This is a genomic window from Thauera sp. SWB20, assembly GCF_000831325.1.
Classification (GTDB): domain Bacteria; phylum Pseudomonadota; class Gammaproteobacteria; order Burkholderiales; family Rhodocyclaceae; genus Thauera; species Thauera aminoaromatica.
The window spans coordinates 469,042-495,211 of record NZ_JTDM01000021.1 but is presented as its reverse complement, the minus strand read 5'-3'; the positions used below and the strand labels follow the sequence as shown (position 1 = coordinate 495,211).

Annotated in this window: 22 protein-coding genes; 17 read left to right on the top strand and 5 right to left on the bottom strand. The window is 61.8% G+C overall.

Translation table 11 applies throughout. From position 1 onward, the window contains the following. Window positions 1–46: 46 nt before the first annotated feature. The 3 genes from PO78_RS19570 to pepN all read left to right on the top strand — a co-directional run bounded on the left by PO78_RS19570 (window position 47) and on the right by pepN (window position 5,567). Complete coding sequence (locus PO78_RS19570; RefSeq protein ID WP_043746280.1) at window positions 47–1,834, top strand: cation:proton antiporter; 1,788 nt, start codon at window positions 47–49, stop codon at window positions 1,832–1,834. Continuing rightward, window positions 1,831–2,727 carry a universal stress protein gene (locus PO78_RS19565; RefSeq protein ID WP_043746277.1) on the top strand — a complete coding sequence of 299 codons (897 nt, stop codon included), beginning with the start codon at window positions 1,831–1,833 and terminating at the stop codon, window positions 2,725–2,727. Before PO78_RS19570 ends, PO78_RS19565 begins: the two co-directional genes overlap by 4 nt. Before the next feature lie 161 nt (window positions 2,728–2,888). Continuing rightward, on the top strand, window positions 2,889–5,567 hold the full coding sequence (gene pepN, locus PO78_RS19560; RefSeq protein ID WP_043746274.1) for an aminopeptidase N: 2,679 nt from the start codon (window positions 2,889–2,891) through the stop codon (window positions 5,565–5,567). Between the two features lie 313 nt (window positions 5,568–5,880). On the opposite strand, the gene PO78_RS19555 is transcribed toward pepN, so the two are convergent. From PO78_RS19555 to PO78_RS19535, 5 genes are all read right to left on the bottom strand, one after another. Next, window positions 5,881–6,327, bottom strand: coding sequence for a CBS domain-containing protein (locus tag PO78_RS19555; protein WP_004300557.1), 447 nt, complete (start codon window positions 6,325–6,327; stop codon window positions 5,881–5,883). A gap of 133 nt (window positions 6,328–6,460) precedes the next feature. Beyond that, the gene (gene panC / locus PO78_RS19550) at window positions 6,461–7,288 is read right to left on the bottom strand and encodes a pantoate--beta-alanine ligase (RefSeq protein ID WP_004300559.1); all 828 of its coding nucleotides are present in this window, start codon (window positions 7,286–7,288) and stop codon (window positions 6,461–6,463) included. A 29-nt stretch (window positions 7,289–7,317) separates the two neighbouring features. Next, window positions 7,318–8,133 carry a 3-methyl-2-oxobutanoate hydroxymethyltransferase gene (gene panB / locus PO78_RS19545; RefSeq protein WP_043746270.1) on the bottom strand — a complete coding sequence of 272 codons (816 nt, stop codon included), beginning with the start codon at window positions 8,131–8,133 and terminating at the stop codon, window positions 7,318–7,320. 112 nt (window positions 8,134–8,245) lie between these two features. After that, window positions 8,246–8,884 (bottom strand): deoxynucleoside kinase, encoded by a 639-nt coding sequence (locus PO78_RS19540; RefSeq protein WP_043746265.1) that lies wholly within the window; start codon window positions 8,882–8,884, stop codon window positions 8,246–8,248. Between the two features lie 28 nt (window positions 8,885–8,912). After that, window positions 8,913–9,212: a DMT family protein gene (locus PO78_RS19535; RefSeq protein ID WP_043746262.1), complete on the bottom strand. Its 300-nt coding sequence runs from the start codon at window positions 9,210–9,212 to the stop codon at window positions 8,913–8,915. A 61-nt stretch (window positions 9,213–9,273) separates the two neighbouring features. Between PO78_RS19535 and PO78_RS19530 the strand changes: the two genes are divergently transcribed. The 14 genes from PO78_RS19530 (at window position 9,274) to PO78_RS23030 (ending at window position 26,160) form a co-directional block, all read left to right on the top strand. After that, on the top strand, window positions 9,274–10,662 hold the full coding sequence (locus PO78_RS19530) for a hypothetical protein (RefSeq protein WP_043746259.1): 1,389 nt from the start codon (window positions 9,274–9,276) through the stop codon (window positions 10,660–10,662). After that, entirely contained in the window at window positions 10,659–12,806 is a 2,148-nt protein-coding gene (locus PO78_RS23055) for a site-specific integrase (protein ID WP_156147865.1), read from the top strand. The genes PO78_RS19530 and PO78_RS23055 overlap by 4 nt, the downstream gene beginning before the upstream one ends. Then, a complete protein-coding gene (locus PO78_RS23050; protein WP_156147864.1) occupies window positions 12,803–14,947 on the top strand; it encodes a hypothetical protein in 2,145 nt (714 codons plus the stop codon). Before PO78_RS23055 ends, PO78_RS23050 begins: the two co-directional genes overlap by 4 nt. Beyond that, on the top strand, window positions 14,944–15,429 hold the full coding sequence (locus PO78_RS19510) for a TetR family transcriptional regulator (protein ID WP_043746248.1): 486 nt from the start codon (window positions 14,944–14,946) through the stop codon (window positions 15,427–15,429). The genes PO78_RS23050 and PO78_RS19510 overlap by 4 nt, the downstream gene beginning before the upstream one ends. Then, window positions 15,429–15,923, top strand: coding sequence for a hypothetical protein (locus tag PO78_RS19505; RefSeq protein WP_043746245.1), 495 nt, complete (start codon window positions 15,429–15,431; stop codon window positions 15,921–15,923). Before PO78_RS19510 ends, PO78_RS19505 begins: the two co-directional genes overlap by 1 nt. Further along, window positions 15,920–18,085 (top strand): ATP-dependent DNA helicase, encoded by a 2,166-nt coding sequence (locus tag PO78_RS19500; protein ID WP_043746242.1) that lies wholly within the window; start codon window positions 15,920–15,922, stop codon window positions 18,083–18,085. Before PO78_RS19505 ends, PO78_RS19500 begins: the two co-directional genes overlap by 4 nt. A gap of 140 nt (window positions 18,086–18,225) precedes the next feature. Then, window positions 18,226–19,263 carry an ETEC_3214 domain-containing protein gene (locus PO78_RS23045; RefSeq protein WP_156147863.1) on the top strand — a complete coding sequence of 346 codons (1,038 nt, stop codon included), beginning with the start codon at window positions 18,226–18,228 and terminating at the stop codon, window positions 19,261–19,263. Between the two features lie 180 nt (window positions 19,264–19,443). After that, complete coding sequence (locus tag PO78_RS19495) at window positions 19,444–20,358, top strand: SLATT domain-containing protein (protein WP_197068811.1); 915 nt, start codon at window positions 19,444–19,446, stop codon at window positions 20,356–20,358. Between the two features lie 221 nt (window positions 20,359–20,579). Further along, window positions 20,580–21,038: a hypothetical protein gene (locus tag PO78_RS23040; RefSeq protein ID WP_156147861.1), complete on the top strand. Its 459-nt coding sequence runs from the start codon at window positions 20,580–20,582 to the stop codon at window positions 21,036–21,038. A 41-nt stretch (window positions 21,039–21,079) separates the two neighbouring features. Next, complete coding sequence (locus PO78_RS22585; RefSeq protein WP_082047916.1) at window positions 21,080–21,409, top strand: hypothetical protein; 330 nt, start codon at window positions 21,080–21,082, stop codon at window positions 21,407–21,409. Between the two features lie 200 nt (window positions 21,410–21,609). After that, window positions 21,610–22,971 carry an IS1380 family transposase gene (locus tag PO78_RS19490; RefSeq protein WP_043746921.1) on the top strand — a complete coding sequence of 454 codons (1,362 nt, stop codon included), beginning with the start codon at window positions 21,610–21,612 and terminating at the stop codon, window positions 22,969–22,971. 653 nt (window positions 22,972–23,624) lie between these two features. Next, a complete protein-coding gene (locus PO78_RS19485) occupies window positions 23,625–24,167 on the top strand; it encodes a hypothetical protein (protein WP_043746236.1) in 543 nt (180 codons plus the stop codon). 271 nt (window positions 24,168–24,438) lie between these two features. Continuing rightward, window positions 24,439–25,101, top strand: coding sequence for a hypothetical protein (locus PO78_RS23035; protein WP_156147860.1), 663 nt, complete (start codon window positions 24,439–24,441; stop codon window positions 25,099–25,101). A 369-nt stretch (window positions 25,102–25,470) separates the two neighbouring features. Next, a complete protein-coding gene (locus PO78_RS23030; protein WP_156147859.1) occupies window positions 25,471–26,160 on the top strand; it encodes a hypothetical protein in 690 nt (229 codons plus the stop codon). Window positions 26,161–26,170: the final 10 nt, after the last annotated feature.

Here is a 26,170-nt window from a genome sequence, read left to right as displayed (position 1 = left end):
CGCCCCCGTATCCGGGTGTCTCGCCGGGTGACACGAGGATCGAACGATGGCCGGGATGCTGGCCCACGGGCCCTACGCCGAATTCGCCGTGCTGCTGATCGTCTCCGCCCTGGCCGGAGCGTTCGCGGTGCGCCTCCGCCAACCGGTGCTGATCGCCTACATCGTGGTCGGCATCCTGGTGGGCCCGGCGGTGTTCGGCATCGTCACCGCGCACGACGAGGTCGCCCTGCTCGCCGAGATCGGTGTCACCGTGCTGCTTTTCGTGGTCGGGCTCAAGCTCGACCTGCATCACATCCGCCACATCGGCCCGGTCGCGCTCGCCACCGGCCTCGGCCAGCTCGGCTTCACCATCGTGTTCGGCTTCCTCATCATCGTGCTGATGGGCAAAAGCCTGATGAACGCGCTCTACGTCGCGGTGGCGCTGACCTTCTCCAGCACGATCATCGTGGTCAAGCTGCTCTCGGACAAGCGCGAGCTCGACTCCCTGCACGGGCGCATCGCGGTGGGTTTCCTCATCGTGCAGGACGTCGCCGTGGTGCTGGCGATGATGACCATGAGCGCGCTGCGCGGCCACGGCGACGACGCCATCCTCGCCGTGGCCGGGCACCTGGCGCTGCGCCTGGTGGGCGCCGGCGTGCTGATGTTCGTGCTGATGCGCTACGTGCTGCCCTGGCTGGTGCACGCGATGGCGCGCACGCAGGAACTGCTGCTGATCTTCGCCATCGCCTGGGGCACCGGGCTCGCCGCGCTCGGCGAGCTGGCCGGTTTCAGCAAGGAGGCGGGCGCCTTCCTGGCCGGCTTCTCGCTCGCCTCGACGAGCTACCGCGAGGCGATGAACGCGCGCCTGACCGGCATCCGCGACTTCATGCTGCTGTTCTTCTTCGTCGACCTCGGTGCCAAACTCGATTTCTCCACGCTCGGCGGTGAGCTCTGGCCGGCGGTGATCCTGTCGCTCTTCGTGTTGATCGGAAACCCGTTGATCGTCATGGCGATCATGGGCTACATGGGCTACCGCAAGCGCACCGGCTTCCTTGCCGGCCTCACCGTGGCGCAGATCAGCGAGTTCTCCATCGTGTTCGTGGCGATGGGCATCACCCTTGGTCACGTCGGTGTAGAGGCGCTCGGTCTCACCACCCTGGTCGGGCTGGTCACGATCATGGTGTCCACCTACATGATCCTGTACTCGCAGCCGCTCTACGAGCGCCTCGCGCCGCTGCTCGGCGTGTTCGAGCGCGCGCGCCCCTTCCGCGAGCTCGCGGTCGAGCGCCAGGGCAGGGCGGCGGGGCAGCCCGACATCGTGGTGTTCGGCCTCGGCCGCTATGGCGCGCGCCTGATGCGGCAGCTCCGCCAGGCCGGCATCGCCGTGATCGGCGTCGATTTCGACCCCGAGATCGTCCGCCAGCTGCGCCGTCAGCGCCTGCCGGTGCGCTTCGGCGACGGTGAGGACCCCGGCTTCCTCGAATCCCTGCCGCTCGCCGATGCGCGCTGGGTGGTGACCACCTTCCCGCAGTGGGATTCCAACCGCGCCTTCCTGCACGCGCTCGGCGAGGCCGGCTTCAAGGGCCGCATCGCCGGCGTGGTGCGTGACGACATCCATGGCGCCGCGCTCGGCGCCGCCGGGGTGGAGCGCGTGCTCAACCCCTTCAACGATGCGGCCGACTACGCGGCGCGCGCCTTCGCGGTGGAGATCGCCTACGAGGACGCTCACCGCACGGACGCACCCGCAGCTGCCGGCACGCAGTCCGCAACGCCGGCGCAGGATCCGGCCGCCGCGCAGCCCGCGGCGAGCCCGCGGGCGAACGCGCCCGACCGGCCCCAGGAGACCGAACGATGAACCCGATCCGCACCCTCGTCGCCCCCACCGACCTCTCGGCGCTCGCCCGTCATGCCGTGGTGCGTGCCTGCCTGCTCGCGGCCGAGCTCGGTGCGCGGGTGTCGCTGCAGCACGTGGTCAATTCCGGCGCGCTCGACACCTTGCGCCAGCTGCTCGACACCGACTCCGTCGGGCTGCAGGAGAAGCTGCTCGAGGAGGTGCGCGGCGAGGTCGAAGCGCTCGCCGCCGAGATGCACAAGCGCCACGGGGTGACGCCCGAGCTGCACCTGGCGGTGGGTGGCGTGCTCGGCGAGATCGTCGCCCACGCCGAGGCGATCGACGCCGACCTGCTGGTGATGGGGGCGCGCGGCGCAGGCTTCATGCGCGAGCTGCTGATCGGCTCCACCACCGAGCGCGTGCTGCGCAAGTCCGTGCGCCCGATGCTGGTGGTCAAGCAGATCGCCCACGAGCCCTATCGCCGCGTGCTCGTGCCGGTGGACTTCTCGGCACGCGCGCTTGAGGCGCTGGAGTTCGCGCGGCGCGTGGCCCCGCAGGCCGAGTTCGTGCTGCTGCACGCCTTCGAGGTGCCCTTCGAGGGCAAGCTGCGCTATGCCGGCGTGGAGGAGAGCGCGCTGTCCTCGCTGCGCGTCAACGCGCGCCGCGAGGCGGGTGCGCAGATGAACGAGCTGGTCGCGCGCGCGGGGGTGGACGAGAACCGCGTGCGCCGCATCGTGGTCCACGGCGAGGCCACGACGCAGATCCTCGAGCAGGAGCAGGAACAGGATTGCGACCTGATCGTGATCGGCAAGCGCGGCCACGGCCTGCTCGGCGAAATGCTGCTCGGCAGCGTCACCAAGCACGTTCTCGCGCGTTCGACGGCCGATGTGCTGGTCTGCGACCGCAAGCCCGACTGAGCCGCGCCGCGGGCAGCCTGGCGCCGCTCGCGCCGTGGTCCCGTCGTCCTGACCGGTCCTGACCGCAGCTTTGCGCCAGGCATGCCCGCCCTGTGCGGCTCGCCCGCCAGGGCGTACACTCGCGCCCTTGCCGCGCCCGCGAGGCGCCGATGGAGAACATAATGAAAACCGAACATGCCCCGACGATCCAGCGCGCCGACTACCGGCCGCTGGCGTGGACGGTCGAGACCGTCGACCTGCACTTCCGCCTCGACCCCGAGGCCACCCTGGTCACCAACCGAATGTCCTGCGTGCGCAAGCGCGACGCCGCCGACGGCCCGATCCGGCTATGGAGCGAGGCGCTCGAGCGCGTGTCGCTGAGCGTAGACGGCCAGGCCCCGCAAGCGCTGCGCGAGGACGGCGGCGTCATCGAGATCGACGCTGCGGGCGATCGCGTCGTGGTCGAGGTCGTCACCCGGGTGAATCCGCGCGCCAACACCACGCTCTCGGGCCTCTACCTGTCGAACGGAGGCTTCTTCACCCAGTGCGAGGCCGAGGGCTTCCGCCGCATCACCTGTTTCCCCGACCGTCCCGACGTGATGGCGCGCTACACCGTCACGCTCGAAGCCGACCGCGAGGCCTGCCCCGTGCTGCTCTCCAACGGCAACCTGGTCGACGCGGGCCTGCTGCCGGGTGGGCGCCACTACGCCAAGTGGGAGGATCCCTTCCGCAAGCCCTCGTATCTGTTCGCGCTGGTCGCGGCGAAGCTGGTCGCGCTCGAACGCAAGGTCGAGACGATGTCGGGCCGCGAGGTGCTGCTGCAGGTGTGGGTGGAGGAGGGCAACCTCGACCGCGTCGAACACGCGATGGATTCGCTGGTGCACTCGATGCGCTGGGACGAGGAGACCTTCGGCCTGGAGCTCGACCTCGACCGCTTCATGATCGTCGCCGTGGCCGACTTCAACATGGGCGCGATGGAGAACAAGGGGCTGAACATCTTCAACACCAAGTTCATCCTCGCCAAGCCCGACACCGCCACCGACCTCGACTACGAGAACGTCGAGAGCGTGGTCGCGCACGAGTACTTCCACAACTGGACGGGCAACCGCGTCACCTGCCGCGACTGGTTTCAGCTCACCCTGAAGGAAGGCCTCACCGTCTTCCGCGACCAGCAGTTCTCCGCCGACATGCTGGCGCGCGCGGCCGGCCCCGAGGGGGCGGCCTCGGCGCGCGCGGTCAAGCGCATCGACGACGTGCGCGTGCTGCGCGCCGCGCAGTTCCCCGAGGACGGTGGGCCGATGGCGCACCCGATCCGCCCCGACAGCTACCAGGAGATCAACAACTTCTACACCGCCACGGTCTACGAGAAGGGCGCCGAGGTCATCCGCATGCTGCACACCCTGCTCGGGCAGGAGGGCTTCCGCAACGGCATGGACCTCTACTTCAGCTACTTCGACGGCCAGGCGGTGACCTGCGACGACTTCGTCGAGGTCATGTCCGAGGCCAACAACGGCTTCGACCTCGACCAGTTCATGCGCTGGTACGAGCAGGCCGGCACGCCGCGGGTGAAGGCGAGCGGGGAGTGGAACGCGGCCGACGGCAGCTACACGCTGACCCTGGCGCAATCGACCCCGGCCACGCCCGGCCAGCACGTCAAGTTGCCGCTGGTAATTCCGGTCGCGCTGGGCCTCATCGGTGCGGACGGGCGCGACCTGCCGCTGCGGCTCGAGGGCGAGGCCCAGGCCGGGGCGACCACGCGCGTACTGAAGCTGACCGAGGAGGCGCAGGTGTTCCGCTTCGTCGGCCTCGCCGCCGAGCCGGTGCCCTCGCTGCTGCGCGGCTTCTCCGCGCCGGTGATCCTCGAACTCGACGAGGATGATGCGCGCCTGGCCTTCCGCATGGCGCACGACGCAGACCCCTGCAACCGCTGGGACGCCGCGCAGCGCTACGCCGAGCGCGTCGCACTGGCGCTCGCGGCCGACCCCGCGGCGACGGTGCCGGAGGCCTTCGTCCGCGCCTTCCGCGCCCTGTTGAACGACGACGCCGCGCTCGACCCCGCCTTCCGCGCCCAGGCGCTCGCGCTGCCGGGCGAGGCCTATCTGCTCGAGCGCATGTCGCCCGCCGATCCCGCCGCGCTGCGCGGCGCGCTGGTGCGCATGATGCGCGCGCTCGGCGCCACCCTCGCCGCCGACTGGCTGGAGGTGGTCGAGCGCCTGCAGGTAGCGGGTGAATATCGCTACCACCCGGGCGACGCCGGCCGTCGCGCGCTGGTGAATCTCGCCCTGCGCTACCTCGCCGCCGCCGGCGTGGCCGAGGGCCTGGCGCGGGCCGAGGCACGCTTCGCCGCTGCCACCAACATGACCGAGCGCTTCGGCGCGCTCGCCGCGCTGGTGCACAGCACGAGCCCGGCGCGCACCGCCGCGCTGCAGGCCTTCCACGACCGCCATCGCGACGACGCCCTCGTACTCGACAAGTGGTTCGCCTTGCAGGCCGGCGCCTGGCGCTGGGGCGAGGCCGCCGAGCCGGCGCTGGCGCGCGTGCGCGTGCTCCTCAGCGACCCCGCCTTCAGCCTGTCGAACCCGAACAAGGTCTACGCCCTGCTGGGCACCTTCTTCCGCGCCAACCCGGGCGAGTTCCACGCCGCCGACGGCAGCGGCCACGCCTTCTGGGCCGAGCAGGTGATCGCGCTCGACGCCCGCAACCCGCAGGTCGCCGCCCGCATGGCCCGCGCGCTGGAGAACTGGCGTCGTTTCACGCCTGCGCTGCAGGCCAGCATCCTCCCGCAGCTCGAGCGCGTGCTCGCCACGCAGGGGCTGTCGGCGGACGTGGCCGAGATCGTCGGCAAGGCGGTGGGGGAGTGAGCCGCGAGGCGTCCGCTCGGCTCGACAAACCGAGGGGGTTCGTAGGAGCGACGCCAGTCGCGATCCGTGCGCCCGGGGGGCGGCGCCGGCGCAACTCGACCACAGCAATCGCGACTTGCGTCGCTCCCACAGCGCGGCTCGAAAGCCGAGGCGGTTTCTGTGGGAGCGACGCAAGTCGCGATGAGCGCGCTTCCGGGCCACGCTGGCGCAGCCTTCCCGCGCGCCCCGCGACGCATCCCGCAGACGACGACGCCGGACCCGACTCCCGTCGGCTCCGGCGTCTGCTTGTTCGGCGGCGATGTCGCCGCGCGGCTCACTCCGCGGCGAGGTCGCCGGCGATGTAGCTCTCGAGCTGCTTGATGGTCTTCTCGTGCTGGGTGACGATGGACTTCACCATGTCGCCGATCGTCACGATGCCGAGCACCTTGCCTTCCTCGACCACCGGGATGTGGCGGAAGCGCTTGGCGGTCATCGTCGCCATCACGTCGTCGGCCGTGCCCGTCAGGCCGACCGTGTATGGGTTGGGCGTCATCAGGTCGCCGACCTTCACATCGCGCGACACCAGCCCCTTGAGCACGACCTTGCGGGCATAGTCGCGCTCGGTGAAGATCCCGACCAGCTTGTCGCTGTCGGTGACCAGCACGCAGCCGATGTCGAACTGCGCCATCAGCGACAGCGCGTCGAAGACCGAGTCGGTCGGGCGCACCGCATGGAAGGTGCTGCCTTTCGCCTCGAGGATCTGTTTTACCGTCGTCATCATCTTTCCACTCCCCCTTCTTCGTTGAAATGCGCGCCGCAGGTCGCGGCCGGGCCTTTATTTGCGGGTTTTACGGTTTTTAACCAGATCCGTCCGCCGATGCAAGCGCGGGCGAACCCGGATCCAGCCTCCCGCTTCAGATTTCCAGGTTGTCGATCAGCCGGGTGCGGCCAAGTTTCGCCGCGGCGAGCACAACGAGCACGTCGTCTTCCTGCACCGGCGGCTGCAGGTCGAGGCGGCGGCGCACGGCGACGTAGTCGGGCGCCCATCCTGCTGCGCTCAAGCGGGCCATCGCGTCTGCCTGCAGCCGCGCGAAGTCGCGCTCGCCGGTGCGCACCGCGGCGCGGATGCCTGCGAGCAGGTGATGCAGCAGGGGCGCGCGCGCGCGCTCGTCCGCGCTCAGGTAGCCGTTGCGCGAGGACAGCGCGAGGCCGTCCTCGGCACGCACCGTCTCACCCGGTACGACCTCGATCGGCATCGCCAGTTCGCGCACCATGTTCGACAGCACCATGAGTTGCTGGTAGTCCTTCTTGCCGAACAGCGCGACCTCGGGGCGTACGATGTTGAGGAGCTTCATGACCACGGTGGCGACACCGCGGAAATGGCCGGCGCGGAACTCGCCCTCCAGGATCGACACCTGCTCTGCGGGAGGATCGACGTGGTAGCGCTGCGGCTGCGGGTACATGACCGACTCGTCGGGCGCGAACAGGTGCTCGACTCCCGCGGCGGCGAGTTTCTCGCAGTCGGCGGCGAAGGTGCGCGGATAGCGGTCGAAGTCCTCGCCGGCGCCGAACTGCAGGCGGTTGACGAAGATGCTCGCGATCACGCAGTCGGCGTGTTCGCGCGCCTGGCGCATCAGGGCGATATGGCCCTCGTGGAGGTTGCCCATGGTGGGCACGAAGGCGACGCGTCCGGCGCCCGCGCGTGCGGCGCGCAGGCTGTCGATGTTTTCGTGGATCTGCATTTGCGGTTCCTCGCGTGCGCGACGCGGGCTCAGTAACAGTGCTCGGGAGCGGGGAAGCTGCCGTCCTTGACCGCGGCCGCGTAGCGCGCGACCGCTTCCTCGATGCTCGCCGCGCCTTCCATGAAGTTGCGCACGAAGCGCGCCGTCTTGCCGGGGAACACGCCGAGCAGGTCGTGCAGCACCAGCACCTGGCCGTCGCAGGCGGCGCCTGCGCCGATGCCGATCGTCGCCATGCTGGAGAGGCTGGCGGTGATCTCGCCGGCGAGCGTGGCGGGCACCATTTCCATGACCATCAGTGCGGCGCCGGCCTGCTCGAGCACGAGCGCGTCGGCCTTGAGGCGCGCCGCGCCTTCCTCGCTGCGGCCCTGCACGCGATAGCCGCCGAGCTGATGCACCGCCTGCGGGGTGAGGCCGATGTGCGCGCACACCGGCACGCCGCGCTCGACGAGGAAGCGCACGGTCTCGGCCATGAACTCGCCGCCTTCGAGCTTGACCATCTGCGCCCCGGCGGCCATCAGGCGGGCGGCGTTGCGCATGGCCTGCTCGCGGCTCTCGTGGTAGCTGCCGAAGGGCATGTCGGTGACGACGAAGGGGCGCGCCCCGGCACGGGCCACGCATTCGGTGTGGTAGGCCATCTGCTCGAGGGTGACCGGCAGGGTGGATTTCTGTCCCTGCAGGACGTTGCCGAGCGAGTCGCCGATCAGGATGGAATCGACGCCGGCGCGGCCGAGGAGCGCGGCGAAGCTCGCGTCATAGGCGGTGAGCATCGCGATCTTGCGCCCTTCGGCGCGCATCCTGCCGAGTTCGAAGAGGGTGACGGGCTTCTGGTCCTGGAGATAGCTCATTCATCGCTCCTGTTGGGAGGCGGCAGTGTCGGCCAAACTGGTGCATTGCACAAGCCTCGCGGCCCGTGCCGGGCACGGGCAGCCATCGTCGGCGCGCGCCCGCCGACTGCGCTCAATCCGCGTAGCCGAAGAACTCGCGGTAGCTGCGCATCTCGCGCAGGCGTTCGAGCAGCAGTTCGAAGTCCTCGTCGCGGTCGACCGGGTTGAGCTTTCCGGCATCCACGATGAAGAGCGGTGCGGCGTCGTACTGGTAGAAATAGCGCGTGTAGCGCTCGGCCACCTGCTCGAGGTAGAGCTCGGTGATGCGGCGCTCGGCATCCAGGCCGCGCTTGCGGATGCGCTCCATCAGGGTGTCGGGGCGCGCCTGCAGGTAGATCACCAGGTCGGGACGGGGCGCGTTGGCGGGCTGCAGGCCGTCATGCACGCGGCGATAGAGCGCGAGTTCGTCGGGCGACAGGTTCTGCTCGGCGAAGAGGTGGTCCTTGTCGAACAGGAAGTCGGCCACCACACGACGCTCGCCCTCGATGGGGCCGCGCGTGGAGAGCTGGTCGATGCGCTGGAACAGGAAGGAGAGCTGGGTCGCCAGGCCCCAGCGCTCGGACTGCTGGTAGAAGCGGCCGAGGAAGGGGTTGAGCTCGGCCTGCTCGAACACCGCCTCGGCCTGGAGGCGGTCGGCCAGACGGCGGGCGAGGGAGGTCTTGCCGGCGCCGATCGGGCCTTCGACGACGATGTAGCGGGCCTTGTCGAGCATGCTGGGCTGCCTTTCCGGTGAGCGTGCGTCAGTTGCGGAAGATGAAATACACCGCGCCGAGCATACACAAGGCGGCCCACAGGTAGTCAAGCTTGAGCGGCTGCTTCATGTAGAGCACGACGAAGGGCACGAAGACCAGCAGGGTGATCACCTCCTGCATGATCTTGAGCTGGGCGAGGCTGAGCGTGGTGGCGCCGATGCGGTTGGCGGGCACCTGCAGCAGGTACTCGAAGAGCGCGATCCCCCAGCTCACCAGTGCGGCCACATACCAGGCCTTCGTCTGCATGTTCTTCAGGTGGCCGTACCACGCGTTATCGGAGTGATACATTAGCACTTGCTTTGATATTTTGTTGAGTATACGTTGTTATTATCCGACAAAGAAATAAAAAATGCCCGATTACGGTTACAAAGTCGTATATGCCGACCCCAAACTGCTCGCCGAAGCAGGCTATGGGGCGCTGTCCGATCAGCCCTTCCTCCTCGATCCGGAGCCGGGCTATGCCCGGCTTCCGAATCAATTCCTAATCGACCGAGGCTTGGGCTATTGGGACCCGAAGTGGCGTGGCGAGAAAAGAAACCCCATCCCGCCCAGCCGCATTTCCATGAAAAACTTTGCGCGCTGGCTTGCCAACGCGCTTGAGTGGGCCGACACCCGATCTGTCGACCTGATGCGCGGTGACTACGTAAGCGATTTGATCGACCGCTACCAGCAGGAAATGCTGAAGGGCATCTGGTCGGCAGACAACCGCCCGCTGGCCCCGGAAACAGTGAATCCTCGTGTACAGATAGCCCTTGAGTTCCAGATGTGGGCAGCAGACAAAGGTCTGCGACCGCCATTTGTCATCCCAACCACCACAACAACCTACATCGCAGGCAGTCATGACAACAGTCGTAGCCACGAGGCCAAGGTCATCCAATCCCGCAAGGGTAAGGTCAAGGTCAACAAGCGCACCCTGTCCTTTCCGTCAGTTGAAGAGATCGAGGCATGGCGCGAGCGCGTGTATGAGCGCCCGGAGGTCGGTGCGACCGAAGGGCTGATCGTTGACCTGATCCTGAACACCGCCATACGCCGCGAGGAGGCGGCATGTTGGCGGGTGGACACCCTGCCCCTTGATCCAAAGGATTGGAAGATCGTGAATCCCGATCAGCCGGAAGAAGCTCAATCCGTCATTGTAACAATCAGATACGGCGCGAAGGGCAAGCAGTACGGCATCGACGAGCATGACGACAAGATCGGGCCGGAAGGCGAGATTCATATCCCGCTTTGGATTGCAAAGCGTCTGCACGGATATCGCAACAAAGAACGACTGATGGCACTCAAGCCACGGCTCAAGGGTGTAAGGCCTGCCGAGGCACGCCGCATCATGGAGGAGACCGTACATCTGTTCCTCAATCCGGTGACGGGCTTTCGCTATACGGGCGATCAAATTTATGCGTTCTGGAGCCGCGTCCAGGGACCGGCGCATTGGTCTCCGCACCTAGGCCGCGACTGGTGGGCTTGCCGCTATCTCGAAGAACGGATGAAACAGCACGCCGAACTGATTCAACAGATGCTCAAGACGCCCAATGTCAGCATGGAGCATCCGATGGTTCTGGCCTTGAGAGACAGTGCAGTGACTGTGATTCAGATGGAAATCAAGCCACAACTGCGCCACGCCAGCTCGCGTACCACCGAGATTTACCTGCACTGGCTGTTCGCCAAGATGCGTGTGCCGCTCACCATGACGCGGCAGTGGGTGGCGTTGGACGAAGAGGGCGGTGAGGGCGACGACGAATGAGCATAGGAAAGAAAAACAAGGATCATCTGAAGCAACATGCGGGCGTGTCAGCAGTAGGCGGTGAGCCTCCCGATCCGCCCAAGAGCGACGATCCCCTGCATTTCTGGACCAACCACCCAACGGAAAACTATGCCGTCGACCTGCACCCGTTTGCAAGCGGCGAGTTTGAAAATCCTCACCCTAGCGGCGGAAACGTTGGCGCATGGAGAGGCGCTTACACAGGTCGTCCCCGCCTGATCGTCGAACTGGCACCTGCAATTCAGGCGAGTACTTCATTTTTGAGCAAAGAAAGCGCTGAACACTACAAGGCATCCCTTCGAGCATGGTGGCGCTTGTTCGATGCCTACGAGAACACCCCTCTCGCTAACGGTCAGCGTCCACCTCGCATTGATTCGGTGACCGATCTCAATGAACTCCATGAAGCATTTGCGCTTCAGAGTGGAATCGCCCTAGCCTACTTCAAAATCTTTCGTCGCGTTGCCAACGCTACACGGCAAGCCAGGAAGCTCCCGCTGCTGCTTTGGGAGTCCCCCAACAGCGCCGCCCCGATACGCACCTTGATCCCTGACAATCAAGCTAAGGAACTCAAAACTGCTCTCAAGCAGGACTGGGAGCGAGTTCGCAAGACATGGGCGCGCAACGACGCGATCCGCGAAGAAGCGGCACGGCGCGAACGTGGTGGCCCGGTCCGCATCCTCGACGAAGAGGAAGATCGCTTACTGAAAAACTGGCAGCATTTGGAGCGCATCCAGCAGCAGACTGGACGCATACTTCCCAGTGGCGAACAATTGCTTGATGGAAAAAAAGCCCGCACTCTTTGCTATTACAGCTTGGAGCGCAGGCTCATGCGCTCGATCTTATTTCCTACCGTCGAGGAAGCCGATATCGCCTTTCACCTAGCGCTATTGAACAGCGGCTGGAATCCAAGCACACTCAAAAATCTCGACGCCGAATCACCCTATCTGGTTACCCCTCACCCAAAGGATCACGGGCAACTCGTACTGACCTCGGAAAGGTTTGGCGAGCAACAAGAAGAGGATGAGGCAACCCTGCGGGCCCCAAAACCACGCGCTGGAAATAAGACACAATTCTGTACGGGCCTTGTGAAACATACCGCAAGCCCACCATTCATCGTCGCAGCCTATCTCAAGCGCGTTGCACCGCTGCGTGAATTGCTCAAGCAGCAATACACGGAGGCCGTGAAGGAACTGGAGGACATGCGGAACCGCCTAACCGCCGCAAATATCATCGAAGCGCAGTACCTTAAAACCCAAAAGCTACGCCAAGGATGCGGCAATGTCTGGTTGTATGTAGATTTAAAGGGCGACATCAACTGGCTGGATTGGAGGGAATGGAAAAGATACAAACAAAGCGGAGACAAGAGGAATGTTTCATATCTCGATTTGCTTCTGAATCGCCTGAACGCCACACGTGCTGAGCACGGTAAAAACCCCATCGCGGCGGTAACCCCCTCGGACTTCCGCGACATCTACGCTCGCTGGGTCTACAAGCAATCCGGCGGCAACATCCTTGCCGTCATGCTGGCCTTAGGGCACTCGACCATTGCCAGTACCATCAACTACCTTGAAAACAACATCTTCTCAGCCGAGAACGACGCCCATGCCTTGCGGTTCATGACCCATCTCATTGGGCAGTTGCGGGAGGGAAGAATCGACCTCACCATCCTCGCCCAACTCGTGCGTCACGGTGTGCTAACACCTGAAATGGAAGCGCGACTCAAGGAATACCGTACGCTCATGAAAAGCCGCATCGGAGCCGGATGCAGCGACCCACGACATCCTCCTGAGCATGTCGCGCCGAACCATATTCCTGGTCGTCTATGTGGCACCAACCGCTGCCTCAAGGACTGTCACAACGCCAAGTTCTTACCTGAATCGCTGGATGGCATCGCCATGCGCGTCGAGGAACTGTTGATGATGCTTGAGTGCCTGCCCCGCGAGACGTTCCTGCGTGGCCATTTCGATATGGAATTGGAATCCGGTGAATACTTGCTTGACACGCTTTACCCGGCCGAGGCCATGTGCCTTGCTCGCGAGAAATGGCGTAAACGGATTGCATCCGGTGAGCATATCGTCCCTGGATTGGGCCACATCAACGCACGCGATCTTGAGGAGATCGCATGAACGCGGCTGTCAGAAATCTATCTGTCTCTCCCGACCTTGAAGCCGAAGGGCGCCGCGCCGTTCTTGAAAACTTCAAGGCCGAGGAAATCCAGCATCTAGGGCGCGATGATCTGCTCGCCGCCAAAATTCTCGCCGGGCATGGTGCCGATTGGGGGTGCTGGACAACACCCGAATCGATGATGAATGGATCGAAAAAGTATCTATACAACATCGATCTTCGCAAGCGTCTCGTTGACTACCTCACCAAAGAGCCGATTCCGAACGCATTTCCTGATGTTCTGGTCGACGAGGGCGTGCTGACGCTCACACGCATTGCGTTGCTTATGAAATTGGTGCCCACAGCCGGACGTACTATTAATAGCAAAGGCAAGCGCCTCAAGGCATCCTCAATTACCCAACAAATTTATCAATATTGTCCTGTAATTATCGCGCGTGCGATCCGACGCAAGGCTGACGGCCCCGGCGGCGAGGACTTGTTCCAATATCTCACTGAAGCCGACGTCCTTGAGTTCATGGATTACAAACACACGCGAATTGAGATTGAACGCCTGCACACGCTAATCGCCCGTGGCGCCTGGTCTGACGCACCACCGCGACCAGACATTCGGCAGACCACGAATCCGGCCGCTGCAAGCCATTTACCAAAATCAAATCCCAAATCGGAACCCCATCCCCCGCTTCCCGACGAGTGGCTGGCCCAAATCGGCCCTCGCGTGCTGTGGATAATCGAAGAAATGGGGCCGAACCTGCTGCGATTGCTTGAGGATATGCGTGAAGACTTCAAGGGGCTTGATCTGCAAAGGTCGGAGGCTGCAATCCGCAAGTATGTATCCAAGTTGATTGCGGATCACCTTGATGGACATCCTTGGCTGGATCGTTTGGGGCAACCCCTAATGCCGCCTTTCAAGCTTACGACCGCAGGTGGAAAAGGCGGTGCCGACACTTGCGAATGGCCGCCGCGCACTTGGGAACAAGTAACGAACCTGTGTGTAACGCTCCAAGCCGCGCATCTCTTCATCGCACTACTACTGAGTGCGGGTCGCATTGGCGAGATCGCCACTCTGAGCCGCGATTGCGTCAAGATCGGGCGCGATGGCAAAAGCCACCTACACGGTTTCACCTACAAGCTCGCGGACAGCCTCTTTGGCGATGCGCGCACCTGGCCCGCTCCAGATATCCTCGGTCAATGCTTCGGACAACAGGCGAGACTGGCTTCCGCATGGGATTGGTTACCAAACGCACTGGTCGATGACCTGCCTCAAGCCCCGCGATTCGGCAATGATCTTTGGGTGTCGATTGGTGTTGCCGGGAGAGCCGGCAGTGATCCCAGACTCAATATCAGCTCCGCTCTCCAAAGCTTTGCCCGTCGCCTTGACATGAACCCCATGCCAGGAGGGAAGAACGCCCACCCTCACCGCTTCCGCAAGACCATCGGTCGCCTCGCCGGGGTCGCGCTGTTCAACTCGCCATTGGTGCTCAAGCGCCTGTTCGGTCACAAGAGCATCGAAATGACCTTGCACTACATCCTCTGCGATCCCGGCGTGCGCGAGGAAGCCGAAAAGGTGCTGCGCGAGCTGCGCATCATGCACTGCGCCGAAGTGCTGGAGGAGATTCACCAGGCCATGAACGATGGTACTGCCCTGCCTGCTCACGGGGGGGGCGGCCCGGCCCGGCTGATCACGGCTGTTCGCAACGAGGACGCCAAGCTCAACGAATCCGGGCGCGTCTGGAACGAGGGTAGCGCCTACGACCTCGCACTCCTGCTCACGATGCAGGGTCAGGGCTGGCGGCTGATCAAATCCAACATCGTCTGCTCCAAGGCTCCCGGCGAGGATGGTCTGTGCCAGAAGAAGCGCAGCAAGGGCGAACCCAATACCGCCAACTGTCAGCCGCAATGCGACAATCTCATCGTCTTTGCCCGCAGACGGCGTGATGTGGAACAGAGCATCGAACAGTACCTCGATATTGCGCGTCAGGCCCGCGACGATGGACAGCTGCTGGTGCTAGCCGCGACCCTGGATAACGCGCAGGACGAATGGGTGAACTTCCCTGATCTGGCAGCGAAGTACCACGCCGATTATGAGGTTCAAGCCCTGTTCGCGCTGTGCGAGGAAGCCGAATCTGTAGAGGAGTTCGCATGAGCGAACAGCACAAGCTAGCCGCTGCCAAGCGTGGCGCGGCACGTACCGAAAAGACCCTGCGCCAGGTCGAGGATGCAATTCGTTCAATAGCGGACGACATGGCGAACAATGGTGGCATCTACCCACAAAACGGCGGAGCTGTGTCGATGGCCGAGATCGCCCGTCGCGCGGGGATTAACGAGGCGACGCTCTACAAGAAGGACAATACGGCGCTTAAGGAGCGGGCGGCGCTATGGCTCGATACCCTGAAGAAGAAGGAGACGGTCGGGCGCATGCGTGTGCGCAAGACCTTCCAGCAGCGTGCGGAGAGTTGGAAGGAGAAGTACGACGCTTTGCAGAACCGGCACATCATCACCGAGCTTCAGTTGCAGCAACTCCAGTCCGAACACGAACAATTGCGCCGGGATTACGACGCGCTGCTCGAGCAGATGCGCGCCGGATCAGCAAGCAAGGTCACGCCGATGTCGCGAGGAAACCGCTGATGCCCCGCCCCTCAGTCATCCCTGGCATCAAGGCCCGCCTCGAGGCGTACCTCGACCAGCGCGAAGCCGAATACCTCGCACTGCCGGAGGGCTCGCGCCAGCCCACCCTGCCGGTCACGGCCGACGGCAAGGTCAATGTTCGCGCGCTCGCACAGGCGATCGAGCTCAAGCCGACCCAGGAGAAGTATCTCTACGAGCGCAAGGAGCTTTGCGATCTCATCAACTGCATCGCCGAGGGCCAGGGCGTGCTCTCCATCGGCTCCCGCGTCACGCAGACCGAAGCCGACAAGGCGATCAAGCAGCGCCTGATCCAGCAGGCCAAGAGTGCCCAGGAAGCCTCCCAGGCGGCCGTGGAGGCGGTCTCGGCCCAGCAGGCGCTGCTGGACCGGATCCGCAGCCTCACCGCCGAACTGGAGGCGTCCCGGGCCGAGAACGAGCGCCTGCGTGCGCAGCTGCAGGCCGTAGAGAACGGTATCTGGGTCGACGTGCGATGAGCGCCGGTTTCGCGTTCGATGCCGACGTGACCGTCACGCGCATCGTCTCGGCCCTCGAGGGCGGAGCGATCTTCGTCGGCGAGACGACAGCCGGCGATCGTGTACGCGTGCGCTACCAGGGCCGCCACCAGAAGCCGGTGGTCGGCGACACATTCAACGTCAAGGGACAGTGGTCCAACTTCACCGACCGGTACAAGCGCGAACACCGCCAGGTCGAAACCAAGGTGATGAAGCGCAAGGCCATCGTCGGCGAACTGCTCGCGCCCTTCCTGCAGCGGGTGCCGAACGTCGGCCCGCAACGGGCCGAACGGCTGATGCAGCGCTACGGTCACGAACTCACCGAGGTACTCGAGAATCCGGCGCACCTGGCCGAAATCGCTGAGATAATCGAGCCGGACAAGCCCGCACTTGCCGTGCGCATCGCCGCGCAACTCTATGCCGCGATGGCCGAAAAATCGGCCGCCGACCAGGTCAGGCTCGCCGAGGCTCAGTTCCTCGTGATGCTCGAAAAGGCGGGCCTTCGCGACTCTTACGCCGCCTCGCGGCTGTGGCGATTCTGCGCCGGTGCCGACGCGGTTCCGCGGCTCCAGCGCAACCCCTATCTTGCGGCCCACCTCACCTCGTGGCCCCTAGCCGACCGGGTGGGCAAGTTGCTCCTCCGAAAACAGGAATCGGATGCCGATCTCGACACACATCCGGCCCGCCTCGGCGGTGCGATGGCGAGCGTATGGCGCGAACTCCTTGCCGCCGGGGACAGCGCCGCCACCGAGCCGGTACTGCGAGAGATGCTGGTGAAGCGTGGCGTCGATGCGGAACTGGCGCTGCGTTATGCGGAAGACATCGGCAGCCTGCGTCGCCGCGGCGACCTTGTCCGTGCCCCCGGGGCGGCATGGCTGGAGGAAGAGGTTGCGCGGATGCTTCGCGCGATCGAGGCAACCCCGTCCAGCATTCCTCTGCCCGGCGACCAGCTGCTCGACCGGCTGATCGACGCCGGAGAGCGCGCGTGCGATCTGCACCTCACCTCTGAGCAGGCCGACGCACTCTGCAAGCTGGTTCGCTTGCCCCTGGGGGTGCTCCAAGGCGGTGCGGGCGTCGGCAAGACGACCGTGATGAAGGTGCTCGCTTACGTCTGGGAGCGCCAGGGCGGAAACGTCGTGTTCGGCGCCCTGGCGGGAAAGGCCGCACTGCAGCTGTCGCGCGGCGCCTCGACCCATGATTCGCCCCGGCTCGCGCACACGCTGGCCCGGCTGATCGGCATCCTTCAACTCCAGGCCGCCTACCAGGAAGATCCACAGAATGCCCGCCCGCCGGAGCTCAAGTTCGACAGCAGAACCCTGCTGGTGATCGACGAGGCGGGCATGATGGACACGCCCACCTTCCATCAGCTCCTCAAGCACCTGCCCAGGGGCGTGCGAATCCTGCTCGCCGGAGACGATGGCCAGCTCTTCCCGGTCGCCTTCGGCAAAGTCTTCCACGACCTCGTGGAGGAGGGCTCGCGCGTGGCGACCCTCACCAAGGTCCTCCGCCAGGCCGAAGACAGCGCCATACCGCTGGTCGCGCTGGAGATCCGGCTGGGCACCGCCCCGGCTCTACCGACTTGGAGGGGCGAATCCAAGGGCGTATTCCTGATCGACCGTACCCAGCTCAACCAGCTCGTTCGCGGCGAGGACTTCATGCTGATCGCGGCGCGCCGGCAAACGGTGGATGAATGGAACCACGCCGAGTCGGCTGCGCGGCGCCGAGAGAGCACGCCCACGCGCCGTCTCGGACCATTGGCGACTGTGGCCGTCGGAGACCCCGTGATCATCACGCAGAACCGCTACCGCCACGGGCTGTTCAACGGGCTATTGGGCACCGTGACCGAGATCGGCGGGGAGCGGGTACAGGTTCAATTCGACGGGGAATTGGCGGCCCGCGACCTGCCCGAGGAAGCCGAGGTGGACGTGAGTCTCGCTTACGCGATTACCTGCCACAAGGCGCAGGGTTCGAGCGCGGCAACCGTGGTCATGCTTGCCGACGACGGCGCGCTGGTGACCCGGGAATGGCTGTACACAGGGATCACGCGCGGGCGCGAACTGGTTCTGCTGCATGTCGCCTCGTGCGAGAGGCTTGCCGAGGCCGTGTCACGTCGCGCAGCGAGGACGACGGGGTTCGTGCTTTGATCCTGGCCGCGGCAGCCCGGGGCCGGCTACGGCGCCCGCGTTGCGTGGGAGGCCGACGGGCGGCAGCCGGCCACGAGCTGTCGGTGACCGTTACATTCCACTTGCGGGCTGATGGCGCTCGTCTATGTTGAAGCAATGACATGACGCTGGGCTCGTGCCGGTCGAAAGAATGCGGTGAAGATCCGGCGCAGCAAGGAGAGACCCTCCATCTGTGTGCGCTGCGGTCGGTGGGTTCTAGCGTTGCGGGATTTGCCGCACTGTCAGTAGGAGAAAAGGAGACTCCGAACCCGTTCGGCCTCGTACCTCGTACCTTCGCCCTTGTGGAGCGGCGCATGCCAATCTCAGAGTTCCTAATTTCTCTGCGAATTATTGCTACTAGCACGAACGCGCTGATTGGATACGTTTGCCTTGTAGCTGCTTGGGCATACATAGCTGCCCGCACTATGCGCAATAAGCAGTTACTCGAAAAACTGAGTCACATTCCTGAAGTGGATCGACTCGAAGCTCTACGAATAGAGATGGGTGCTGCGCGCTTGAAGGCTGGACTTAATCCAGAACAGTATCTTAGATCGAAGATTCATTTCTATTATCTCATCGCATTTTTGTCGGCATTGCTCACGGTCGTCCTTCTGGCTGCGATTGCTTGGTTCGAACCGGTAACGAAGAAGGCAGGGTACGAGAACGTTACGGTCGGCGCAACAAAGGAATTTATTATTAGTTCGATCGGTCCCGCACAGTATGCCAAGGGATCGGACAGCCAAAGAGTTCAGTACATCTTTGAAGACTACTATTTATTTATCGTCTATCAGGATAATAAGGTCGCCGCTTTTGGCTTAACGAGTAGAAAAGAAAATTTTAAACCATGTATCTTGGACATCTGCTTGGGACTCGATAGCTTTGCAGATGTGGGCGGCTCACCCGATTGGTTCAACAGGTCTTCCAAAGAATACACTTATGTCGAACGACTCGCAGGCGATACCACAGCGAGTAGAGGAGTCTCCAAGTACGTTTTCCTGTCCGACTTTGGTCACGCATTCGGAGAATGTGCGTTGAATGTTGACTCGATCGGCGAGGCAGAGCAACTCGTAAGAAAGAACGACACAACGTATTTGCGTGCGCGCGAGGAATGTCGACCAAATGGTGTCGGGCTCGCATCTTATCCCTGGAAGACGGCGTAGCCTTCATAGTTTGGCCAGAGAATAGCGACACAATTTATTGAAGCATGAAGCACAGGGTTTATACCTCGCAGCAAGCGACGTTCAGTCTGTGGGCGGATGCTGCGAGGGGTAAACGCTATTAGTTGGGAGGCGATATTCACTCAGAGCTTGTCGTCTCAAAAACCTCGGGAGGCAATTGAAATGGCCAAGCAGGACATCTCTACAAAAGAGCTCTCGAAATGGGATAATTACAAGGACAGAAAGCCCGAAGAGACGCTCCCTTCAATCTATGCTCACATCGAAACTACATCACTTGAGATGTGCTCATGGTATTGGACCAGCATTCGAACGAAGCGGACAACTTCGCTTGTGGCCAGATTTGCTGCGTTCCTACTACTTGTTCTTGGAACAACCTTACCGATCTTCGCAGCGATCCAAGTGGAGGCGAAGGACAAGCTGCTATTCACTCAGTGGGCTGTCGCGCTCCTTGCAATTGCTGGCCTCACACAGGTCGCGGATAAGGTTTTTGGCTGGTCGAGCGGTTGGATGCGTTACATCACTACTGTGACGACAATGGAGAATCTCACGCGTGCGTTTCAAATGGAGTGGGCGAAGTACCTTGTTTCAAAGAACGGCGCCCCACTCGAAACGTCCGATGCAAAAGCACTGTTTGACTTGGCCCAAGCACTCGAACAGGAGCTCACAAAGCTTCAGGCAGAGGAAACTACCAAGTGGGTTGCAGAGTTCAATACTGGGATATCGTTGCTGGATACCCTAATCAAGACTCAACGTGAGGAAACAGACAAGAAGCTTGAAGCGATTCGGACCGGACTTACTGCGCAGGAGACTTCAGTGAAGGCTGAGGAGAAAGGGAGGCTTCCAGGATCACTTGAAGTCACGATAGCGCATAAGGGAGAACCAAAGAGGATCAAGATCACCCTCGACAAGCAGGAGCCGGTTGATTTCCTTGGGTACGTGTGGGCGAAACTTGACGTACCTGTCGGACGTCACCTTCTGAAGATTCACACTTCTTCAGAACCCCAACATGCTATCGAACGAGTTATCGAGATCAAACCTGACAGCACGACTAGGGAGCAGATAAACATCGGCGAATGATACTTACTAAGATTTCGGCAAGTAGTGTCAGCCCGACCTTAGGGCGCAAGCCGTTGAAGTCCGGAGATTTTCATGGACAGAATAAATGACACTACTAATGGGAAAATTAGTACCTTCGCACGCACCCGTAAATTCAGGGCCCGGTGACGGACGACCAATCGAACGCAACCGTGGCATTCTTCCACATAACGACTAATACGGTAAACGACGGGAGACATAACATGTCTGCTTTTGATCGAGCCTTAAATATGCGCGGATTAGTCGGCTCCCTTTTGTTGGTCGCGGTTCTCGCATTGCCTGGATGTGCTGTCAAGCTTATCAGCGGCTATGACGAGACAACTGACAAGAATGTAACTGCACTACAGAAGAAGACAGAGGCGCATCTGGTCGCGCTTGAAGCTGTAGAGGGTTTGCCAGAGTGCAAATTCGAGAAATACAAGCCGTTTTATGAAGAGGCAAGAGTCGACGTTAGTGCTATTGCTGTCCGTGCTGCTGCCATCCCAAGGAACGAAATTACAACGGAGCAAACCTTATTGCTTTCCAAAAGCCTGGAGAGCCTCGAAAAACTTCACAAGATTGCATGCCTTTCGAAGGATCAAATTGCTAGTTTGCGCACGCAGTTCAATTCTAGCTTTACAGCAATTCTAAAGCTCGAGCTTGCAAAGCGTCGCGGCGAATAAGGTCAAACTAAAATTTAGATTCAACCTCTAAGGAGGCGATCATGAGTCTTAGTGCAGCACAATTAGGCAAAGACATTCTCGCCGCATTCAAGGGCGCTCTTTCTGAAAAATGGCCAGACATTAAGGAATATGGCGAGGCCGAGGCAAAGAAGCTCGCTCATACGCTCGTGATGATCGCGGCACTCAGAGCCTCAGGAAAGATAAATGAAGAACAAGCAACCCTTCACATCGAAATACAGAAGAATGCGACCCGCACAGTTCTTCTGACTCTTGAAGGACTTGGTATCTTGGCTGTTGAGGCCGCAATTAATGCGGCGCTCAACGTCGTCAAGGACGCAGTCAATACCGCTGTTGGTTTTGCGCTACTCTAGCAGCCCAACCCGCCAGTAGAGGCGCGGCGTCGCCGCTGGGTCGTCGTACTGGCGATGCCGACCCGTGCCCTCACTTTCACGTTGAACGACAGCTTTCCTCAATTCTCAATCCTGAATCCGTGTTCGCTTAGCCGGAAATCCAGTCTAACGCTTTGATGCAATTGTACAATTACGCTTCCAACTCCTTCACCCAACCGACCATGCCGCGCTTCGAAGTCAAGCAATCCGCCAAGCTCAACCTGACCTCCTACTCGGGCCTGGCGTTGATCGGGCAGTGCTGCCAGGCGGCACAGGTCGAGGCGGTGATCGACCCGAGGCTGCCGGTGTCGCAGGGCATGCGGAGCTCGGACCTGGTCAAGTCGGTGGTGGGGCTGCTGAGCCTGGGCAAGAGCGACTTCGAGGCGATCGAGCCGTTTCGCGGCGACCGCTTCTTCAAGGAAGCGCTCGGGCTCGCCAAGGTGCCCGGCAGCGTGTGGATGCGCCAACGGCTCGATGCCCGCGCGGCCGAGCTGCGCGAGCTGACCGACGAGCTGAGCCTGCGCCTGCTCGAGCGCACCGAGGCGCCGATCACGGCGCACAAGGGCTACGTCTGCGCCGACCTGGACACCTTCGTGATGGACAACTCCGACACCAAGAAGGAGGCGGTCAGCCGCACTTACCAGGGCGTCGATGGCTACACGCCGATCGCGCTGTACCTGGGCAACGAGGGCTGGAACCTCGGCCTGGAGCTGCGCGCGGGGTCGCACCACTCGGCGCTGGAGACCGAGTATTTCTTCGAGCGCGCGTTCCCGCGCCTGCGCCGGGTGTGCGCGGCCGATGCGAAGCTGCTGTGGCGGGCCGACAGCGGCTTCGACAGCGCCCGGCTGCTGTTCGCGCTGGCCGACGAGCGCGATCGCTGGGCAGCGCTGGGGCGTTCGTTCGACTACCTCACCAAGTGGAATCCGCGCCGTCAGGACAAGACCGCCTGGGTGGACCGGGCCGAGGCCGCCGGCGTCTTCGAGGAAGTACGCGCGGGCAAGCGGGTGGGGCTGCTGGACCTGAAGATCGAGCGCGCCTGGAAGAAGGCCAAGCGCACGCTGCGTCTGGTGGTGCGGGTGACCGAGCGCACGATCGACAAGAAGGGCCAGCACCTGCTGACCCCCGAGATCGAGATCGAAGGCTGGTGGACCAGCCTCGAAGTGGCGATGGCCGACGTGATCGAGCTCTACAAGCACCACGGCACGCACGAGCAGTTCCACTCCGAGATCAAGACCGACCTGGACCTCGAGCGCCTGCCCTCGGGCAAGTTCGACACCAACGACGCGGTCATGCATCTGGCCGCGTTCGCCTACAACTGCCTGCGCCTGATCGGCCAGCTCGGGCTGACCGGCGAGCTCTCGCCGATCCGTCACCCGGCCAAGCGCCGACGCATCAAGACAGTGCTGCAGGAGGTGATGTACCGTGCGGCGAAGTTCGTCGAACACGCCCGCCGCCTGGTGCTGGACTTCGGACGCGGCGTCGCCGCGCATGTGAAGGTGTTCACCACGGTGCAGGCGCGACTGTGCGCGGTGGCTTCGCCGTGATGCAAATCCGACGGCCGAATTCTCCGAATCGAGGCCATTTCGCTGCGGCGAAAGGGCGACGGCCGCGTGGGAGCAGGAAAATGACGTAGCGCCCCCCCCGTAAGCCCGGCTCGCCGGGCCTCCGGGCCGTGAAAGGACGGTGCTCGGGGCTGCGGTGAGCTGAGATCGGGAGTCAGGCAGCAGAAAAATCATGCGCTGGGGCTCGCGGAGCGGGTACGCGCTGAAGACAACACGGATTCAGGTCAATGGCAACACCGGGTCGAGTCGCGACGCTCACAGACGGTTCGTCGTGGCGCTGGGAATGGCGGACGTCTCAGCCCGGCAAGGAGCTACCGGTGACCGTTACATTCGACTTGCGAGTCCATGTTGAAATGACGGCATGACAAGAACCTTATGCCGGCGAGGAGCACTCAGTGAGAGTTCGCCGCTGCAAGTATACATCCACCGTCCGCATGAACTCCGCTGGAGGTATCGTTGCCGGATTTGCAGTTCTGTTAGTCAGAGCGTATTTGGCTCAACATGGCCATAGATAACTGACTTTTTTCATCTCTTCGAGCTATTTGGCTCCGATCTGACGGAGGGTTGATGGTGTTACGCAGCAGTGCATTCGCCCAAAATCAAAGTCAGGCCCAAGACTGTCGCGGAGTCCATTCATGCCACAGAACCTGAGCATCGCCGCCTTCGTGCTTGGGGCGATCTTGCTTCTCGTCGCAATCGTAGGAGGCGGCTTCAAGCTTTTTGGGGCCGAGATCCCCAGCGGCATTTCGTCTGGCAACCGGAAAGCAGCTCTCATTTTCGGCCTTATATTTTTTACTTTAGCGCTGCTCCCCGAGAGGCAGAAACCGGAGCCCAGCAGCCCCCCACCCAAGGTAGAAAACCAACAAGACATCCGGCCGAGTTCTCCACGGCCACCAGACGTTGCCGATGTTTACGTGCACCCCACTGGAAGCTTCGAGAGACAGGGCGAGGTTTGGGTCGAGTACCCGCCCTATGCATCGGGGCAAAACCATCGCTTCAAGGAAGCCCGTCGGGATAGCGAGTTCATCTATCTCTACGACGAAACGAGGTATGAGGAAGGTGATCCGGTCCGTGTCTTCTATCTCCGCTTACCCATCTCAGGCGGAATGTCGGAATGGTCCTATCCCAACCCATTCCAGTGGCAGTCCCTCTATCCAGTCACTCCAAAGCTCCATTAATTTTGGCTGCAGCCTAACAACGAGTTCTTTTCCCTCGGACCCAGCCGTCCAGCGACACCGCCTGTATCCGACGGAGCACGGACTTGAACGGCAGCTTTCCTCAAAGCTCAACGGCAACAACGGGCCGAGTCCAGTCAGCCCGGAACAGCAAGATCAAAGACGTAACCTCCAACGGTGGTGATGTCCAGCCCCGAAACCAACTGGGCCCGTGAGAAGAATCGACGGGGGCCGATTCAATTGAGCGTTTGGTGCCGCGAGAGGAGGAATATCGATGCACACTAACCGAGTCGTAACGAAGTCCTATCCTGAAAATCTTGAAGGCGGCTTCATGGTTTGCGGTATCAATTATGGCTATTCGATCGATGACGAGAAGAGGGAGAGCGAGAGCGCCTCTGTTGCAGTCGAGACTCCATCGTTTTTTTCAGACGGTACCGTTAGAAAGAAAGATCGGTTCAAGAATAGAGTCTTGAAGTGGCTGAAAGGCTGGGGGCTAGAACTTGTGGACACGCCTGGTAGAGAGAGGGCTTTCGAGCGTTCTTTTTTCCAGTGCAATTGGCTAGATTCTCAAACCCGAGGCACGAATAGTGATGAGGAGATTACAGATGCTATGCTGGTCAACCAAGCGGACGGCTTTCTAAATCTCCTGACCGAACGGAAGCCTTCTGTTATCTTCCTGTTTGGTGCAAAGCTGATCGAGGCGTTGAACGACGAGCGGGTCAGGCCAAGAGTAATTGCGATTCTCGGGGAACGGACAGCCCCAAAGAGCTATGCGGCGGACATCCAGGACTATCAGGGCAAGAAGTTTTCAGTGCGTGTGCAGCGGTTCGGGGAAACCGTCATCATCGCCTCGCCTCATCCGCAAACTCAAGGCTTATCCGATGCATATATGGCGGCTATTAAACTGCCCATTTTCGCCATGGAGAAGTTTTCTTGAGATCTATACGGTCTGTTCAGTCCTACATCGGGATTTAGAGACGTCATTCAGAACGGAAAGGAATTCGTTGGGGGTGTAATATCCCTTGTTTTCCACAATCGCAGGCATCGTAAAGGTCACTCAAGAAGAAACGTCCGAGACCCTAATCCAGAATAGGTTACGAATGTTCAGAATGGGCGCAGGTGACGCTCGCAATTGCGAATGTGTCGCTCCTGCGGGAACGCTGGATGTGGGGCACCTAAGATGTTGCCGTCGAAGGACAGCTTTCCACAAAGCTCAACGGCCGCAACGGGTCGAGTCCAGCCAGTGACGCATGAGCAAATGAAGGACCTGACCCTGTGCGTTTCGTGAGCCCCCCATGGAGGTGCCATGGCAATATCCATAAGCCCATCCTTCCGAGACTCCAAGCTGGATTCTCCATCCATCGATGACGTCATTGACGTCTACGAGGACCGTGTTCGGAACTGGCTTTTGGCCCCCGCAAAAGTTCTTCTCGAGCAGGAGCACTGCGAGCCTGCGGCTTTCTGCATTCTTCTCACGTACTTTGAAGGGGCTTGCAGCTATGCAAGGTGCCAGTCCTCCAAGAACCGATCAAAGGAATTTTTCTCCCGAGGCTTCGTGGATGTATTTAAGTCCTCGAACGTACCCGAAACGCTTCTCTTGAGAGTAGGCGAACTTCTTTACTCTGATGCTCGCTGTGGATTCTTTCACGATGGAATGTTCCGCGAGCGTGTCTATTTCGCAGAGATGAATCGCGACATCGTGGTCACTCTCCCGAAGAAGGATGGGGTTCTTGATTTCCAAGGGGAGATAGCGTCTGTGCTGATCGACGTTCGGCGCTGTTACTCGGCCGTTCTTCGTCATTTCGATGCTGCAATCACCCGCCTTCGCGACCATCAGAGCGTTCCGGAGCGTGATGCGTTCGTTGGGTTTTTCAAGAGTCAATGTGACTGGGAGAAGGTAGGGCCCGTGATTGGACTCCACGAACCGACCGCGCAAAATTGCGAACGAGCGCTTGCAGGGGGTCGTCAAAACGCTGCGGATTTCGCCGTCCGTTGAAGGGACGCGT